This is a genomic window from Paraglaciecola sp. 20A4 (genome assembly GCF_011378905.1).
Taxonomy (GTDB): domain Bacteria; phylum Pseudomonadota; class Gammaproteobacteria; order Enterobacterales; family Alteromonadaceae; genus Paraglaciecola.
Genome location: NZ_WTPY01000001.1, coordinates 436,955 through 456,105, shown reverse-complemented (window position 1 = coordinate 456,105; position 19,151 = coordinate 436,955). Strand labels below are relative to the sequence as shown.

12 protein-coding genes are annotated in these 19,151 nt (G+C 42.6%); 4 read left to right on the top strand and 8 right to left on the bottom strand.

What is annotated here, in order from left to right; all coding sequences use genetic code 11:
- The first annotated feature begins 12 nt into the window (after window positions 1-12).
- Complete coding sequence (locus GQS54_RS01855) at window positions 13-510, top strand: gluconokinase (protein WP_166422293.1); 498 nt, start codon at window positions 13-15, stop codon at window positions 508-510.
- Window positions 511-608: 98 nt separating this feature from the next.
- Complete coding sequence (locus GQS54_RS01850; RefSeq protein ID WP_166422292.1) at window positions 609-1,694, top strand: polysaccharide lyase family 7 protein; 1,086 nt, start codon at window positions 609-611, stop codon at window positions 1,692-1,694.
- A 134-nt stretch (window positions 1,695-1,828) separates the two neighbouring features.
- On the opposite strand, the gene GQS54_RS01845 is transcribed toward GQS54_RS01850, so the two are convergent.
- The 4 genes from GQS54_RS01845 to GQS54_RS01830 form a co-directional block, all read right to left on the bottom strand.
- Window positions 1,829-2,905 carry a class I mannose-6-phosphate isomerase gene (locus tag GQS54_RS01845; RefSeq protein WP_166422291.1) on the bottom strand — a complete coding sequence of 359 codons (1,077 nt, stop codon included), beginning with the start codon at window positions 2,903-2,905 and terminating at the stop codon, window positions 1,829-1,831.
- A 134-nt stretch (window positions 2,906-3,039) separates the two neighbouring features.
- Complete coding sequence (locus tag GQS54_RS01840; protein ID WP_166422290.1) at window positions 3,040-4,281, bottom strand: Nramp family divalent metal transporter; 1,242 nt, start codon at window positions 4,279-4,281, stop codon at window positions 3,040-3,042.
- Between the two features lie 128 nt (window positions 4,282-4,409).
- The gene (uxuA, locus tag GQS54_RS01835; protein WP_166422289.1) at window positions 4,410-5,624 is read right to left on the bottom strand and encodes a mannonate dehydratase; all 1,215 of its coding nucleotides are present in this window, start codon (window positions 5,622-5,624) and stop codon (window positions 4,410-4,412) included.
- A 10-nt stretch (window positions 5,625-5,634) separates the two neighbouring features.
- Window positions 5,635-7,098, bottom strand: a complete 1,464-nt coding sequence (locus GQS54_RS01830; protein ID WP_166422288.1) for a mannitol dehydrogenase family protein — start codon at window positions 7,096-7,098, stop codon at window positions 5,635-5,637.
- A gap of 662 nt (window positions 7,099-7,760) precedes the next feature.
- Here GQS54_RS01830 and GQS54_RS01825 point away from each other — a divergent pair.
- Window positions 7,761-10,781 (top strand): TonB-dependent receptor, encoded by a 3,021-nt coding sequence (locus tag GQS54_RS01825; RefSeq protein ID WP_166422287.1) that lies wholly within the window; start codon window positions 7,761-7,763, stop codon window positions 10,779-10,781.
- Between the two features lie 403 nt (window positions 10,782-11,184).
- Here GQS54_RS01825 and GQS54_RS01820 read toward each other — a convergent pair whose 3' ends face one another.
- From GQS54_RS01820 to GQS54_RS01805, 4 genes are all read right to left on the bottom strand, one after another.
- On the bottom strand, window positions 11,185-12,519 hold the full coding sequence (locus tag GQS54_RS01820) for an MATE family efflux transporter (RefSeq protein WP_240919795.1): 1,335 nt from the start codon (window positions 12,517-12,519) through the stop codon (window positions 11,185-11,187).
- 55 nt (window positions 12,520-12,574) lie between these two features.
- Window positions 12,575-13,339 carry a 2,5-didehydro-3-deoxy-L-galactonate 5-reductase gene (locus tag GQS54_RS01815; RefSeq protein ID WP_166422285.1) on the bottom strand — a complete coding sequence of 255 codons (765 nt, stop codon included), beginning with the start codon at window positions 13,337-13,339 and terminating at the stop codon, window positions 12,575-12,577.
- A 120-nt stretch (window positions 13,340-13,459) separates the two neighbouring features.
- Complete coding sequence (locus GQS54_RS01810) at window positions 13,460-15,526, bottom strand: DUF4962 domain-containing protein (protein WP_166422284.1); 2,067 nt, start codon at window positions 15,524-15,526, stop codon at window positions 13,460-13,462.
- A 64-nt stretch (window positions 15,527-15,590) separates the two neighbouring features.
- A complete protein-coding gene (locus GQS54_RS01805; RefSeq protein WP_166422283.1) occupies window positions 15,591-17,381 on the bottom strand; it encodes a hypothetical protein in 1,791 nt (596 codons plus the stop codon).
- 153 nt (window positions 17,382-17,534) lie between these two features.
- Between GQS54_RS01805 and GQS54_RS01800 the strand changes: the two genes are divergently transcribed.
- Window positions 17,535-18,542 carry a LacI family DNA-binding transcriptional regulator gene (locus GQS54_RS01800; RefSeq protein ID WP_166422282.1) on the top strand — a complete coding sequence of 336 codons (1,008 nt, stop codon included), beginning with the start codon at window positions 17,535-17,537 and terminating at the stop codon, window positions 18,540-18,542.
- Window positions 18,543-19,151: the final 609 nt, after the last annotated feature.

Genomic DNA, 19,151 nt, shown 5'->3' with positions numbered 1-19,151 from the left:
TAAGGATACAGAATGATTGTAATTGTATGCGGTGTATCAGGAACAGGAAAGTCAACAATTGGTAAGTTGCTGGCAGAAAAGTTGGCATTGCCTTTTTATGATGCTGATGATTTTCATCCCCAGTCCAATGTACAAAAAATGACAAGTGGCGTGCCATTGAATGACGAAGATCGCCAGCCGTGGCTTGAGACGCTTGCAACTGAGCTAGCGTTATGGGAGAGCCAAGGCGGGGCAATACTCGCCTGTTCGGCTTTGAAAGAGGCATATCGCACTACGTTGGCGTCAAAATGTGCAAACGATATTGAATGGATAATTCTTAACGGTTCAAAAGCGTTACTTACCGAGCGATTGGCATCTCGTAAAGGACACTTTTTCGAGCCGCGATTATTGGAATCACAACTTAGCACGTTGGAATTACGTGATGATGACTGGGTGGTAAATATAAAACCGCCACCAGAGGAAATAGTTGGCGCAATCGTTAAGCGCTTGCAACCACTTAACAAATCCTAAGATATGAATCACTGTTAAGCCCAATTTTATTGAGCAGTTTTTATCTTCTAGCCACTACATATTCGACACCTTTTATCATCATTAATGGAGTATAAATAATGAATGTAAAAAAAATACTATTCCCTTGCAGTGCCATTGCAATATGCGTTTTTGCCTTATCAGGATGTAATGCAACTGATAATACCAATGAAAAACAACCTATGGTGCCAGCAGATAAATTTGATTTAACCCATTGGAAAATGACCATCCCTACCGACAGTAACAATGATGGTAAAGTCGATGGTATAAGTGTTGAGCAAATACAAACTTATCAACACCCTGATTATTTTTATTTAGACGCGCAGGGTAATATGGTGTTTGCTACGCCTAATAAAGCCTTCACTACCCCCAACTCATCTAATACCCGTAGTGAATTACATCAAGTCGTAGGTGGCATAAATGGTAGAAGTGATGGTTTTGCGAATAACTTTTCATTAGCAGCCAATAAACGAGCTGACCAATACGGCCAGACAGGTGGCAATCTGCAGGCCACTCTACAGGTTAACCACGTGGCTAAACGTGCTACCTATCCCAATAAACCCCCTGCTTATTCAGTGGTAGTCGGTCAAATTCATGCCACTAAAGACAAAACCTTAGTTGCCGAAGGCGAAGGTTACGGTTATGGCAATGAACCCTTAAAAATCTACTTTAAAAAATGGCCAGACCATGAATACGGTTCAGTTTTTTGGAACTACGAACGGAATCTCGAAAAAGAGGATCCTGACAGACAAGACATCAGCTATTCAGTCTGGGGAACACCATGGGACGAAGCAGCAGATCCTGGTGAGCAGGGTATTGCTCTTGATGAAACCTTTAGCTACGAAGTGAATGTATACCAAAATACTATGTATTTAACTTTCACCAGCGCTCGTCACGGCACAAAAAAATATGCCATCAATCTTGCTAACAACATCGACGCAAATGGCAACATTGATAAACTCGATCACCCAAGTGGATATGCTGGTGATGCTAATTTCTTTAAAGCTGGAGCTTATGATCAATGCAGTATTAAAGATGATCCAGGTATGTGGTATCCCGCATGTTTGGGAACTGGTGATTGGGAAACAGATAAGAAAAACGGCGACTATACACAAGTATCCTTCTCGCGCTTGGTGACAGGACCCGCCAAGAAACCTCGTAACTAGTTTCCAACGGTTATTATTTTTCTATGTTGATGGGGCTAGATTTATCCCTGCCCTGCCGACATATACTCACACCAGCACAATAAACTTGTTACTCACATGCTTATTGTGCTTTTACATTGTGCTAATTTTCGTTATCAACTATTCCCCGGATAACATTCTAAGATAGACATACCCGCTTCTGATTCGTACTGAAAATTGCTTACCCCAGCAGGACAGAAAAAACGTTCCCAACGATTCAGTTGCGTCACTTCATCGCCAATTCTAAGCGTCCCAGAACCCTGTGTTACAACACCATAGAAAAAAGCCTGTTCATGACGAGAAAAGCTGCCATTGACCGAAGCGCGCTTGACCGTAAAACAGCTTGTTTTATCAGCCCCAATAAGCTCTTCAAGGCAGTTACCCTGCTCATCGGTAGTAAGCTCTTTAGGAAGACAACGAAATTCGGCATCGACTTTATCTGCAGGAATTGGCTCAAAATTAAATACATCTAGCGCCGTTTCAATCCCTCTGTCCATGAATCTTGCCTGCTCGGGGATCACATATCCACAGCGCTCAAATTCAAACCTTACGGCCAAATCCGACGGTTCCATAATTTCCAGCATGAGTATGCCTTCGCCTAGAGCGTGTGGACGACCTCCTGGCAGCAGAAACACGTCGCCAGGCTTTACGGGTATGCGATCAAAACAACTTTCTATCGATTCGATATCCTGCGTTTCAATCCATTCTTTTAATTGCTCACGACTAGGTGGGCGCTGAAAACCCGCGTAGATATATGGCTCGCTCACGTCGTCTCGCGTTTCCAAAATAACATAAGCTTCGGTCTTTCCTCGCGGTAACCCAAGTCGCTCTTGAGCGAAAGCCCGAGTAGGATGGGCTTGAAAGTGTAAACGCGTAGCACTATCTAAATATTTAACCAGCGGAATATCGTCCAACGAGCGTGTCGAGCCTTTAGCACTTCCCAAGAAATATTGCTGATCTCGTTTGAGTAAATCACGAAACGGCACTGACTGTCCGTCGTCATCGTTAACCATCGCTAAACCTTCCGTCACATGCTCGCGACCGACATTACGTGCTTGAACGGTTGAACCAATCCAGTCTTCAGGGAAGCTCGAATCCTCAGGCGTTTCTTTACCTTCAATCGTATCGAGCAGCTTCCCCCCCTGATACGTTCGCCAAACACGATTAGCAGTAAACTTAATAATTTGATTCATAATTCTATTTCCATTACTTCATGAGCAGATGCACAGTAAATCCACCAGCCAATGAGATTTAAAATATTACCAAGGTGTAATTGGGTTTTGTCTAAAGTGGGCAGACAACGAGGCCAACCCAGCTAATTTTCACGTTACAGCGCCTGCAAAGTAGAGACGATTCCATGGTAGCTCATATAACTCATGACCAAAGCGAAGATAAAAATCATCGATAATATAACGTTAGTTATCGTTGAAAACTTGTGCTCGCCCATTAAGTTCTTTTTATTGCCTATGTAGACGATACACCCAACCGTCGCAGGCAACACTAATGCCCCAAACGCCTGCGAGCTGACCATAACGGCAATGGGCTTAGCATTAAATATAGGTACGATTAGTCCTAACAAGGAGATGACTAACGCCATAATTCGATAGCTTGGTCTCTTAAGATTTGGTTTACGTTCATGAAAGTCGTCCAGTAACCAAGGTAGCAATGCCACATTAGGGAACTGCGACGACACACCAGCAGCTATCAGTCCGATAGTAAAAATAGCCACGGCAGCAGAGCCCGCTAGCGGTTCCAGCAGGTTGATCATTTGGGTTACGTTTACCAATGTAATCCCCTTAATATATAACGAGCCAGCTGCTGCTGCCATTATTGAGGTACTAACGATAAACATCAAAAATGCCGAAAACAGCGCATCTCTATTTTGGGTCTTCAAGTCGGCCATAGTCCAACCAGCTTCTTTAACAAGAATGGTGCGTAATATAAACAACCCAGAAAAAACTGTGGTTCCCACCATAGACGCTATCACTAGAAATGAGTTTTTATCTGCCCCAGTATCGGGCACATTGGGCACCATGCCCTTTAATATTTCCAAAGCGGGGGGCATTAAAATAACAAAATTAATTAAAAAACATAGGGCCATAATGCCAACAAAAATGGCTAATACTTTTTCAAATACTTCCGTTCTTCCAACTAAAAAAATCATATAGACAAAGGCGATGAAAAAGAGGGCGAAGTAGATGGGTGAAACACCACCATCGATAAAATTCTTCGACCACTCGAAACAGACATCCGCTAAAATGCCCATCACGCCAATAACACTTCCACATATCTGGGTGGTAAGGGCGACAATAAAAAATATGCTCACCGCTGGGTGAATATGCCGTTTAAATGATTGCAGCGCCGTCAAACCCGTGACCAAGGTAAACTTGCCAAATAGGTGAATTAGAAAATAGGTAATAGCACAGGAAATAAAAATGGTCCAAAGCAAGGACATGCCGTAATCTGCGCCAGCTTTTGCCATCGCAGTGACACTGCCCGTGCCGACGGTAAATCCAAACAAGAATATTCCAGGTAGTAATGATTTAAAAAACGTTTTTATATTATTCATTTTAGTGTGCACCGGCAGTTATCGTAACCAGAGAATGACGAATTTAATCTTTACTTAATGCGATACAATTCGTAAGAAGTTGCAGGCACACACTCAAAAAAGACGGTACCTGCTAACGAGTGATATTGCTATTTTGTAGCGGATAGTGCTCGAATCACACCCCGAACTTCAGCCAGTCCTTTGAGTCGCCCGATGCCCGAGTAACCAGGATTTACGGTTTTACCAATATCTCCCATCATTTGGTGACCGTGATCAGGTCGGATAAAAATGTCTTGGAATTCAATATTTTCCCCCGCCAGTTTTTCGTCTGAGCGCCTTGTTTCTTCATTTAACAATTCCTTTATCACTTGCACCATATCGATATCGCTATCGAGATGACTGGCCTCAAAAAAAGAACGTTGTTCGTCAGGATCACGACTGACACCACGCAAATGTGAAAAGTGAATACGTGGTCCAAATTGCTTCGCCATAGCAGGCAAGTCATTGTCCGGGCGGCTGCTGTAAGTACCCACACACAACGTAATTCCGTTTGACGAACTCGGCAGAGCGTCAAACAACAACTCTAAATCATCAGCCGTGCATATAATGCGTGGTAGACCTAGCATATCTCGAGGAGGATCGTCTGGATGGATAGCCAACTTAACCCCCATGGCTTCAGCACGGGGTAGCACTTTAGAAAGAAACGCGAATAAGTTCGTGCGCAAGATATCACTGCTAACATCTTTATAATTAGCAAGCATTGCACGAAAATCATCGATACCATAACTATCAGTCATTCTGCCTGGCAAACCAGCAATAATATTATTTGTTAACTTTGAGCGCTCTGTTTCAGACATATCATCAAAAACGTGCTTAGCTTCAGCGATTTCTTGCGCACTATATTCAACCTCAGCATTTTCGCGTTTAAGAATAAAAAGATCGAAAGCAGCAAATTTTTTCTGGTCAAAACGCAGTGCATAAGCGCCACTGGAAAGCTTAAAGTTGAGATCCGTTCGCGTCCAATCAATAACAGGCATGAAATTGTAGCAGATGGTTTTGATACCACATTGAGCCAGATTTTCCATCGACACAATCCAATTCTCTATATATTTTTCATGGCCAGAACGCGCTAATTTAATGTCCTCATGAACGGGTATGCTTTCAACCACACTCCACTTAAGCGGCGCTAGATCAGTTTCGCAGTCTTCTATTAATGACTGATGCTGGCGAATTGCCGCCGTAGTCCAGATCTCACCGGTTGGTATTGTATGCAGAGCGCTGACCACGTCAGTGGCACCCGTCTGTCTTATTTCTTCTATGGTCACAGGATCGTTTGGTCCAAACCATCTCCAGGATTCGCGCATAATCGTTTCTCTATTTGTAGTGATTAAAAAAGGTATCTATCGCTCGCTCTACGCCAACGTCATTAATACTGCGGTGAAACTGTTGCACCAACGCCATAAAAGCGGTGTCACTGAAAAAGCGAAATTTGTTCGCACCAGCTAGTGTTAGAAAGCTCTCTATATCACCAGAGTCACTCTGGGATATGACCTGTGCGAATTCATCGCGCATAGGATCATTTAGATCATTGTTTACCAGCGCTTTACGTATGAAACAAACCCAAGCCGAAAGAGCGAAAGCCAGATAAGATGTCTCTCCCTCATGGTTAAGCGCATCATCAATGGTCGGTAGTAATCGTTGTTGAATTTTCTGTGAGCTGTCGGTGCCAACCTGCAATACTGCGTAAGGCAGATTGCCATTGTGAAAGCGCGTGAGCACCTGATCGATATACGTTTCGCCACTGACACCTTTTGGCACAGGAGTTACTGGCATCACATTTTGCTTAAGTGCTTGTTCAGCAAATAGGGCAAGCTTTTGGCGCTGAAGTGCTTGATGAATAAACTGATCACCCGCGAGGTACCCTAGTGCAGCGAGTATAGAATGCCCCGCATTTAAGAAGCGCAGTTTAATTCGCTCGTAGGGACCAATATCATCCACGAAAAGTGCACCTGCACGATCAAAGGGAGGACGAGCACCAGCAAAGCGGTTCTCAATAATCCACTGAGTGAATGGCTCTGCAGCCACTGGCGCAGCGTCGTATAACCCAAGTTGCTCTGACACCCTATCTTTTAATCGCTGATCAGTCGCAGGAGTCACTCGGTCTACCATTGATGAGCTAAAAGCTACGTTTAATTTAACCCAGTTTAGTGTTTCACGGCTGTGACGTTCCAAGAGCATCTGTACGCCCCGCAAAAGATGTTCTCCGCCAGCATGCATGTTGTCGCAACATAGAATAGTTAACGGGCTACCTTTATTTGCACAACGCTTAATCAATGCAGCAGCCAGATATCCGTACGTCGTTTGCGGCACTTTAAGTGATTTAAGATCTTGGGCAATTTCATTATTACTCTGGTCAATCTCTCCACTCGTTAGGTAATAACCTTTTTCCGTTATAGTGGTAGTAACTAATTGAGTTTGGTTGTTTGCCACTGCGTCAATCACTGACTGGGAAGATTCTGCAGCCACTAAAATATCTTGAATTGCACCGATGATTCGATAACTTGTAGTCTCACTTAGTGTCGCTAAAGTATACAAAAAATTCTGCGGGCTAAGATTGTCTCGCATACCAGGCGAGCGCATTGAAATACCGGTTATACCCCACTGGGTTTCCCCCTGATTCAACAATATGTCGCAATAGACTGCCTGATGGGCGCGATGAAAATTACCTATACCAAAGTGAACAATACCTGAGGTGATTGAGGCAGGTTTGTAACTCGGTCTTTTTATAGTGCTCGAAAGTTGGCGCAAGGAATCTATACTTAATGGTTCTATTTTCATCTAAATCTACTTTTTTATATGTGACCAATTCACAGGTTATTGAGAGGTTCAATATATGACAGGTTAACCAAACGCTGATCTCTTAAGATAAATAAGAATTCATCATCCGTCCCTGATTAACTATCTGTGCTCTATGGTGCAGTAGTTACTGACACAACTGGGATACATCCGTCTCTTCTGTCGTTTTTTAATAACGGTATAAACTGGCATGTCTATTACCAATAAGTCTTAATAGTTGCTCATTTGTTAACAAAATCATTATGACCATTTTTATATTGATGTCCAGCCTAGCGAATAAAAGTAAAAAGTAAATGTGCTTATTTTAACTAAAAATAGAGCTTTCCCCAGCACCTAAAACTAAAAATAAAAATAACCCAAATCATTGTTATATATGATATTTTAACCATAAAACTGGTAATGAAAATATTTTGGTAAACCAATTTACTGTAAACTGGTATAACCAAAATGTTTTTGAAAGAGCTGAATATAATAGACTGAGGGTTGACCAATTTGTTTTTTTAGAATACTTTTGTAACAACCTTGTTAGCGTTTTGCAGGCCTTATGTAATCTTGATGTTGCAAGGTGCAAAAACTATAAATTAACGAAGTGGTGTTAGGGGGATTCATTGAGGCTCTTTAATCGCTGCCCACGGAGACACAAAATGACGCACAAACTATCTAGAATATCCTTAGCGGTTTTAGCAGCAACTTCGCTGAATTTCGCATCCTCGGCCCTAGCTCAACAAAATCAGCCAGAAACTGAGGTCGATGAAACTGAAATAATTCAGGTTTCCGGCATTCGTAGCTCATTAACAAATGCGCTTGCAGAAAAACGCGATGCGAGCAACCTAGTTGAAATTATTCAATCAGAAGATATAGGTAAACTGCCCGACCAAAACTTAGCTGAGGTTTTAGAGAACGTTACCGGCGTCCAAATTACAAGAACAGCAGGTGTGGGTACTGGTGTACAAATCCGTGGTACTAACGCAAACCGCACCGAAATCAATGGTGTGTCTACTGTAGGGTCTGGTTCTGGCCGTAGCGGAATCAATTTTGAAGATGTTTCAGCCGCTATTATCTCTGCCGTTGAAGTCACCAAGGCGCCTTCAGCGAAGACCATTGAAGGATCTGTTGGTGGTACTGTAAATCTAAGAACTATTCGCCCACTGCAGTTGGACGAAGCACTGGCTTCAGTCAGAGTGCAAGGCGAAAATAGTAGCCTTACAACCGATAGCACATTTACGCCAAGATTATCAGGCACCTTTGGTGACAATTGGGAATTAGACGCAGGTAGGTTTGGGGCTGTATTTAGTGCCAGCTATTCTGAGCAAGATGTGACTGCATTCCGCCCTCGAACTGACCGGGACAACTCAGTAGCTTCTGCTAGCGGTGTTGCTAGCGCGCAATCATTCGATTATTTACCTATTCAATTCTTCGTACAAGATTACGATAACTATGAATATGAAACCAAAAACTTTGCCGGCACGTTAGAATTCGCCCCCAATGACAATACCAAGTTTTTCTTTGACGTGGTTATTAACGATCAAGAACGCCGACAAGAAAGCTCTAGAATTCAAGCATCTGGTATCAGCGGTCTTAAAGATTTCGCCGCCCCAACAGGGTTTGAAACAGTTAATTTCGGTTCTCTAGATGGAGTGAATCTAGGCAGTATACAAGCGGCAACTCAAGGTGTTATTCCACTTGATGCTGACGGATCAGACGGTAATCTACGCTTTTCAGGTGATACCAACTCTCGCATCTCAAAAAGTGAAATATACAGATTAGGTGGCGAATGGACCGGTGAAAACGTTAAGGTTAGCGTAGAATTAGCATCATCAAGTAATGACACGACGACTCCTAGCTTTAACACTACGCTTAACTTTATCAACCCTAATTCTCCTCTTGATTCAGCTACTTTACTAGCAAATGCTGAGTTGAATGCAACTAATGCGGATAATCCTGATTGGGTTGAGCTTTATGATTCGAATGAGAATGGCACACCTTTCATATATGACCTTACGGGTGGAGCATTAGCCTTTGGTATTCCAACAGGTGATGCGACAGCGCCCACTTCTGAGCAACTACTTGACCCTGCTAACGTTGTACTACGTGACGTTAATATCGGCCGAAATAAGTCTGAAAATGGCGAAGATGCTTTCCGTACTGATTTTACTTACTATATAGATAGCATAATCACCTCAGTCGATGTGGGTTATCGTTACAGCAAAGTAACGAGTATGCTCGATGAAATTAACTCAAACGTGGGTTTGCGAGATATCGCTGATAGCCCCTCAGGCGATCTTTTCTCTGAGCTTCTTGTTGCAGGGCCTAACAACTTCAATGATGCTGATGGTCGTGAGTTGTATGTTCGTGACTTCTTACTTCTTGATGCTGAGCGTGTTGCTTCTGATCCAGATGGTGCACTAGCTATTTTGCAAAATGCTATCGATGAACATGGTGGTTCAGTTTCAATTGATGCGCCTACATCAAGCTCGGCCGGTTTCTTTGATATCGAAGAAAAAACTCACGCTTTATATGCCCAAGCTAATTTTGAACATGGCATGTTCCGCGGCAACTTCGGTCTTCGTTACCTTCAAACTGACGTAACATCAACGGGTAACTCTATTACCCAAGATGGCGCCGGCAACGAATTAGTGTCGCAAGTAACAACAAAGGGTGATTATAACTTTGTGTTACCTCGAATTAACTTAGTGGCAGATGTACATGATGATGTAGTGGTTCGCGCTGGTTGGGGTAAAGACATTCGTCGTCCTGATTTTAATGAGTTATCTACCTCTGTTACCTTTTCAACCAGCCCTAACCCGGCAGTATCAATCGGTAACCCTGGTTTACAGCCTGAAGAAGTAACCTCATTTGATTTATCAGCTGAATGGTATTTCGCTGAAGCCAGTGTACTGAGTGTTGGGTTTTTCCATAAGAAACGTACCGACCTGTTCGTACAACAACAATCGAACCCGTTTGAAGATTCTGTCACGGGCTATCGCGACCTGACCGACCCATGTGAAGGCGGCGGTATTTTCAACCCTATTGCTGATGTAAACGTATTTGGTCCTGAAGTTGGCGTGGGTGTTTGTGTACCAACCACGACTCAAATCAATGACTCTGGGGAAACCACGCAAAAAGGCATTGAGTTTGCACTTCAATATGATTTAGCGAGCTTTGAAGATGATTTAGGCTGGGCATCTGGTTTTGGTATTATTGCTAACTATACCATTCAAGAATTCTCAGGTGGCGAAGCGGTTAATGGCGCAACAAGTCGTGCAAACACAGTGTTTGCGCTGTCTACGGGTGTTGATGATATCGATGTAACAGCGGTACAAGGTTTACTTGACCTGTCTGAAAATGCTTATAACTTTACGCTGTATTACGAAAAATATGGTGTTTCAGCTCGTATGCGTTATACATGGCGTGAAGCGTATCGTTCAACTGACTTCGGCAGTACTTCTAGCCTACCTTGGGGTTTCCCTGTGGTTCAAGAAGACCGAGGACAGCTTAATGCCAGCATCAATTACGATGTTAACGACCAGTTGAACATTGGTATTGAAGCAGTCAATATCACTGAGTCTGAAGTTGAGCAATCTTGTATTAATGAAGGTGCACTTTTGTGTTACCAAGGCTTAACAGACCGCCGTATTACTGCAGGCGCTACTTACCGCTTCTAATGTCTTAGACTGAAAGTTTAAGCACATTAGCGTGCTAAAGCAGGAACCCATAACCCCAGCCCAGTGCTGGGGTTAATTATTTTTGCTTCATAAGAATACGCATAGACAAATATGGCTAATAAGCCCCCACCCGTTTACTTTTCTCTCGAGCTATATTAGCGTCGTAACAGACACAACCTATGACGCATTCCTTACCTTTAAATACTATTTTAATGAGCATCAGCTTTTAGTTGATAACATTTCACCTAAAGAGCGTTTTCCAATAAACAGCAACGCCTTAGAGAAATGCCATTGTTATTCCTAGGCTCGCGAGGTGTCGTGTCCTGATAGAGTGGGTATCGTTGATAGTTTAATTGGTGGTTCGGCTTGATTAAGCGTTATTAAACTAGGCGTTCGAAGGTGATTATTCCGGGCTTAGCCGACTGATATAGCGCTGTTTAAAATGGTGAAAGGGTAACGTTTTAAGAAGCTCTTCAATGGGGATCATGGCGAATGCCCAGAAAATAGAGACATCAAAATAGAGGATAAGAAGCGCGCAAATCGGTAGCGAAATAAGCCATTGCGTCACAACGTGAATTTTCAGTACTAGATTACTATTGCCAAGCGCACGCAAAATATTACCGGCAACCGTGTTGTAAGCCCTAATAACAGGTAAAGCGATGTACAGGGGAGCGATGACTATCAAAGCCGTTTGTGTATTAGGCTCGATGTCGGGGTATATAAACAATATAAATTGGCTAAGGACTAGCAAAATCCCTGCAATGACGACAGAGACTGTCATGCCCACTTTAGTACAGCTCTTGATAAATAATTTTAGTTCTGCGGTATCTTTTTGACCCAGCGCTTGACTGATAGTAATGCCTGACGCTTGTGCCCAAGCATTAGGGAATTGCGTAGCAGCACGTAACCAAGGAAAAATTAAGGTAATAGCAACAAAGGAGTACAGTTCCAGTTGTGCAAACAATAACTGATAGACCGTCGCACCAATGGAAAGAACTAAAAAGTTAGCTGCTATAGGATATATTTGAGTGTATTGAGGCCTTAACTCCCGCCAAAAGTGGCGATTATGGGGATACCTTAAATCCACTTCAGTATCTGTTTTTAAAGCAAAATAAAGGAATATCGTTCTTAAAAGTACCGCGACTAAGCTCCCCCAAGCAGCCCCTTCTAAACCCAATCCTCGATATTCGCCAAGCCCGTTTATCAACACATAGCTAAGCAATGCATTTACGGGCAATTCAATCATAAAGCCTTTTAACGGTACTTGCGTCTTACCATTTCCATTGCAAAAAGCAGTACACACTTGAGTGTATGCAGTTAGCAAAACAATATATTTGGTAATCGAGAGATAGGATCCGGTCAGCTTAGCCAGTTCTGCATCATCAGTAATGAACGACACTATTTCAGTGCCAAAGAAGTGCAGAACAAAAAGGAAAACTAGCGAGGTAACACTGTTGATGAATAGCCCAGACCAATAAGCAACGGCAAGGTCATCGCGACTATTCGAGCCAACAGCCCTGCCAACGAGCAGTTGAATGCCATTGCCAATAGCGATCTCTATCCCTAGTACAAACGCCACTATTGTGGCTGCAATGCCCATTGCAGCCACCGGTAATTCCCCTAGAGGCGCAACCAAATAGGTGTCAATAAGTAGCATAGATTGTACAAGCAAGGCATTAAAAGCTAACGGCCACGCTAACGCCCAGTTTTTTTGAATATACGTTGCGGATTTAATCAAAAACATGCCTCTATCAATCTTACACCCACAATGCGCCTATAGAGTGGCTTAGCCTTTACCGCCCCATCCAACCACCATCAACCAATAAGATAGCGCCATTAACGTAAGCGGCGGCTTCAGAAGCTAAAAACACAGCGGGGCCTTTAAAGTCATCTGGGTTTCCCCATCGTCCCTGAGGTATACGCGCCAAAATAGAGGCGGCTCGTTCAGGATCATTGCGCAACCCTTCGGTATTGTCAGTGTCAATATAGCCTGGAGCAATTGCATTTACATTCACCCCCTTACCAGCCCATTCATTTGATAGTGCCATCACAAGTTGCCCTATCGCTCCTTTGCTTGCTGCATATCCAGGAACGGTAATCCCCCCTTGAAACGTTAATAATGACGCAGTGAAAATAATCTTCCCTGCTTGGCGAGCCACCATGTCTTTACCAATCTCACGGCTTAGGATGAACTGAGAATTTAAATTAACATCAATAACCTTATCCCAAAGTTCGTCACTATGCTCTACGGCAGGTGCGCGTAATATGGTCCCCGCGTTATTGACCAATATATCAATTTTTGGGAAATCAGCTTTGACGGTTTTAATAAATGCGTACAGCGCTTTTCGGTCTGCAAAATCACATTGATATCCTTTGAAGCTGCGCCCAAGTGCATTAACTTGCTCTTCAATTTCAGACCCGTGAGACTGCAAACTTGCGGACACACCGATGATATCCGCCCCGGCTTCCGCTAACCCCAAGGCAATACCTTTGCCAATTCCGCGCTTACAGCCGGTTACCAATGCGACTTTACCTACTAAACTAAATTTCTCTAACATGTTAATTCTTTCCAAATAATCGTTCATGCTTGACGGGCAACGTAGCCAGCCACCTGAATGGACATGGTCTATGGTTTGTTGCGGCAGCTAGGTGTCAGCTTAAAAGCCGATTCTGGATAGCTACGCAATGCCATCATAGTGGGTCGTTTTCACTTTATTTCCCGCCTTGTCTGTTAAAATAGAAATCCATTTTGCGTCGACTTGAATCTCACCGTAAGCGATCTTGTTTTCACTAGAAAACAAAAAGGTTTCAATGTGCTTTTTGGAGGTTATTTTTACACCGATACAGTTATCAGCTTCGATTCGCTGAACTGAAATATCCTGAGAGACTCTACTTTGCAGCGCATCTTTAGGCTGAAGTACATTAATAAAGTAAGCATTTTTACTTTTCTCATGGTTCTCAATCAATAACGTTTTCAAACTGATACGGCGAATATCATCTGGACGCTGTGGCGTCATAATCTCTTCTACTAGGGTTTCATCAACTTTGCTGTCACGCACCTCAGGAAAAATGGTAAACACATTTAAGGCACCTTTGGCGTTAACAATTTCAAACTGATCTTGCGACACTTCATTGGCATATCTTTCAGAGTGCATACGCCAGGTGTATGTATGTTCCAGATTACTCTCGAGCTCATCTAAAAATATAAAGTATCCACACTCACTATTAATAATGTGTCGTGCGTTACGCGTGAGTTCCATCTCTGGATAATACATCTTGCTTGATTCGCCAACGACGAAGGTATAGCCATTGTCACTTGAAAAAGCCTCTACTTGTGCGATCGCCTCTTCTGGCACATCCCGCCAAACGTTATGGATCCCTTTGCAATTTAAATCAAAACGCTCAGGATCACTCAAATCACCTTCTCGCCATATTTTCTCGCCTATGCAACCCGTGCCATCTACCGTAATCAAGTTATGCACTTCGGCTTTAGAGGTTCGGTTATAACCCTCATCAATCGCTAACGATGCGCCATTATGTATCAATATAAAGTGATTAAAATCGACGTGGTAGTGAGTCAAACTGCGTGTTTTCCAATGATTTTTTTTGTCTAACTCCCAGCTGAGTTTCCATTGTTTGTGGCCTCCAGCTGGGCTTGATTTAAATGAAAGATGAGTCGCATCGGTTTCCCAACTTGACCGTATAACGACAAGCCCTAAATCAGGAAAATACTTCGTTAGCGGCAAGCTTGCAGGAGACTGCGGTTCTATTTCCGGTTTATACCAAATCAATTCCAGAAAAGCTTCAGGCAAGATCCCAGGAAATATTTTGCTTTCATAGGCCTCTCTAAACAGGAATTTATCGCGTACTAATTCGCCCAACCATTGCGCATGGCCGTTCGAATATTCAGCTGCAATTTTATAATACGCTGAAATTGAATGAGAACTTCGTCTGTCATGCACATCCGCGAAATTAATATTTTCTTCCCAATTCGGTGCACATTGATAAATACGGTAATCGAACGAGTTCTTTAAGAATCCCGCATTAAAATAGTTTGGTCCCCCGTCTTGGCGAATATAATCAGCAGCAGAAAGAAAGAAATTGATGGCATAACGCCAATATCCTGTCCCCTCGTAATTTGATCCATCTTCAGGCAGATACTCAAATACCTTCTCAAAGTTATCTTTAATCTCATCTATCCAAACTTGTGCACCATTGTGTTCTTCGCGAATTGCGTAGGCCGTTGTCAACAAACCTGAGTAGTTAATCCAGTTATGGTTTTGCCAATAATTGGTCGACCAACAATGTCCCAAATTTTCTTGGCCATAGTCGAATATTTTATTGCCTTGAAGAATCAACTTACGGAGGAATTTTTCACGCTCTTCTGTAGATAAGTGTTCTTTGAGCCAGTCATAGGATAAACCCAAGCCATATAATAACCACGATGCGCTAAGATCCACGTCAACTAGGAATCCAAAGCCCCAAACATCATAGTCAACCGCGGTAAAAATCCAACGTTTTGCTTCTTCGAGGTAATGCTCTTGCTCAGTTAATAGGTAAGCTAAGCTTAAATTAGCCGCCGCCATTCCCATATAGGTGATACTGGTATGAGGGTGCTCTTTTGAAAGCACTTCCCCTTCATATAAACGGCATTGCTCTAGAAGGCGAGTAAGGTGCTCCTTTCGAGTGGTTTTAAGCTGTGCTTTTAATACGTCAAGCTGATCATTTATAAGTAAGTAAGGCATGGTAAATCCCTGTTTTGTAATGTGAAAATTTGCTAATGAGGCAGGCGTCATTAACGAGCTGCTATCAGTCAGCTCGTTGCGCTTCAGTATTTATTGATGACGCAGGCGCTTTCCCTGCCCTGAGCATCAATAAACTGATTGCCCCTATGATCAATGCCAGCACTAAAATGGTAAGCCTCCCCTCAATAGGATTCGGTATCACCAGCATTAACGCGATGAAACCTGTGACTGCAGTGCCGAAACGCCCGATCAGTGTCAATTGCGTTAAGTCATTGCCCTCACCCACTTCTTTTGCAAAGTCGATGGGCGTTTTCATATTCGTAATGAACTTATCGACCATTTGGCGATGAGGAGAATCTTTAGCTGGCGCAAAAAGCGTTGATATAAGAAAACCAAATGTCCCCGTGCCTAACACACCGAAGAATTGCTGCTGAAAACTCCATTCGAAGTTATCACTGTAGTTTTGAGAAAAGCCAAGATAGCTCAACGGCATCTCAAAATAAGCCAAGCTTGAAAATACAAGCGCGCAAGCAATCGACAGTAAGGCCGCCCACCAAGGAGTTTGTCGAATAAACATACCGAGTAGCAAAGGAATGGTTATAGGCATGGAAAGCAGCGTGCCTACCTGCAACATAATATCGAATATTCCCGATCCATCTTGTTGCGCAAAATACAGTGCTAAGCAAACAATCAGCACGCCCATAATCCAAGTCAAAATACGTCCATAATGCAATAACGCTAATTCCGCTTTAGGCTTCCAGCGCAACAAGCGAGCCATTTTCGGATATATGTCTTTTATCAGAATGGCGACATTTGTATTAAGACCCGTGTCCATCGAACTCATTGTCGCAGAAAGGATAGCGACCACTATTAAGCCAACCAGTCCGATAGGCAACAGACTAATACTGGCGACGGCGTAGGCAGCTTCAGCTGGCTTAGCGATATCGAAAGCCATCACCAATTCAGGATATAAAAGACGAGCAGTAATAGGTGGCAAGAACCAGATAAAACTGCCGAGCAACATTAATATGGTACAAAGCAACGCTGCCTTTCGCGCTTCGCGTCCATCTTTGACAGAAAAATAACGTGGGGCAGCATTCATCGAGTTAAAGACAATAAACTGTTTTGCCATCATGGCGCTCGCCCAACCCCAAGTGTAAGCACCACCAAAGAGAGTAGTCGAGTTGACCATGCTGTATTGCTCAGTAAGACCTTGCGCTTCAATTTCGGCAAATAAATTATCAATTCCGCCAAGTGCATCTAGACAAAGCCAAGCAACAATTAGGGTTAGAGGTACAAGAATTAAGCCCTGCAGAAAGTCAGTCGCCATAACAGCCCAACGCCCGCCTGTAGCAGAATAGAGCAGTACAACAATACCGCAGACCACGATGACATAATTAATATCGTAGCCAAACACTGCCGAGCAAAAAATGCCGAGCCCATAAAGTGCCATGGCTGAATAAAGGATACGTACGGGCACTTCATAGTATGCGTAGAAATCCCGTGTTGTTTCACCAAAACGACCGGCGATAGCCTCAGGGAATGTGGTTACTCGCATTTGACGTAACCAAGGTCCCATAAAAAGAAAGTTAACGAAAAAACCAAGGGCGTTACCAATAAAGATAAACATAGCGGAAAAGCCGGACTCATAGGCTATTCCAGCGGCACCAGTAAATGTCCATGCACTGAAAGCACTCATAAAAGCACTACTTCCTACTAACCACCAAGTGCCTTTGCTGCCTCCTTTAAAATAATCGTCCGTGTTAGCCGAGAATCGTTTAAAAACAAAGCCAACAACAATAATCAGCATAAGATATGCAACGATGACTAGGTATTCAATATTCGAAATTTCCACTTTCTTACCTCATATGTAGTTACCAATGCTATACATAAAAACGGTAACCTTGAAAACATAAATCGATTTAGTAAATCGATTTAGTTGATAAAATTATCATACTCTTGCAGAATGTCAATCTGCGTTTAGCTAGAGCTTGTTACAGAAGAATATATGTCAAAAATAAAGTTAATTGATGTCGCTAACTTAGCGGAAGTGTCGAAAAGTACCGTGTCTCAGTACTTAAATGGACGCTTTGACTATATGTCTGGAAAAACTAAAGAACGGATAAAACGGGCGGTTAGCGAGCTAAATTATGTTCCAAATCCTATTGCCCGTAGCCTTAAACTGGATAAAACCAAAACGATAGGTGTCATTGTAAGAGACATAACGGGCTTCGATACCAGCCGCACGATAAGAGGCATCGACGACTACTGCAAAACAAGTGATTACAACGTATTAATATACAACACAGACGTTGATCCCGAGGTAGAGGCTAGATCGTTAGAGGCATTGTATCAACTGCGAGTTGACGGCATTATCATTGCTCCAACAGGTAAAAATACAGATTTAATCAATAAGTACATCGCTAACGGCCTACCTATCGTGAACTTTCAACTTGAGCATGATGGAAATGAAAAAAGCATCATTATTTCTGATTATCGAAAGGCCGCATATGATGCAACCGAATATTTAATTACATTAGGCCATCAGCGTATTTGCTTTGTGACTCAAGATTTTACCAATGTAAAATCCAGAATGGACCGTTACCTTGGCTACGCAGATGCCTTGAATCATTATGGCATTCCGGTCGATGAGCAATTAGTACAATATTGGCATCGTAATTCCGGGTTTCAATCATCACCTCAAAGCCTCCTTGAGGGAGTAAATCCGCCCACGGCATTTTTTACTCAACATCTCCCCATTACTACTGAGTTGTTAGCGATGCTAAACGCTGCCAACATTTCAATTCCTGGTGATGTTTCTCTATTGGGCTTTGATGATATTCCTATGGCGGAGTTTTTTAAGGTACCTATTACCGTTGTGACACAAAATCCTTACGAAATAGGCCGAGAAGCCACTAAATTGTTGCTGAATAATATTAGTAACAAACAATTGAGCTGCCAAAAAGTGATGCTGCCCTGCTCTTTGACCGAAAGGTTATCGTGTAAAAAGTTATAGCTAAGTATTTAACCAATAAAAACGCACAACCTACCTAAATTACCCTCCGGTGCTCGTTGGCCACTGCAACGATAATGTAAAACCTAATAACCTAATAACCTAAATATCATTATCCAATGATTTATAAAGGCTGCGTCAAGTAGCCCTCATAATTGGCAAGTACAAACTCCAAAATTGGTTGATCATTTGGTATAACAAAAGATTGACATTCAACCTACCAATCAGTTAAGTTTGCAACAGTAAAAATCATTATATTAACATTTACACAATAAATTCTTTCCCCAATATAAATAGCTATCAGTTTGATTATATTTAATTAATTGATGATAAAAGCTGAGTATTTGAGGTTATTTAACACGTAAAACGAATCTTAACTTGGCGAGTAAACCACAGTGGGTAATTAGCGTAATTTTGTGAAGAGTGACTAGTTAACTACGTCTGTACGGCCTCAGATAAAAGGTTTCTCCATTATAATTAAGGGAATAAAGCTAGCTGGGTTTCACCTATTTTTGGCTGCCTATGGGTGGTATCGACCAATAGGTACTCTTCTATCCCCTTTAGGACCTAAAAACAACCTCTTGTAAACATGATAAATCGGAGCTAATAGCG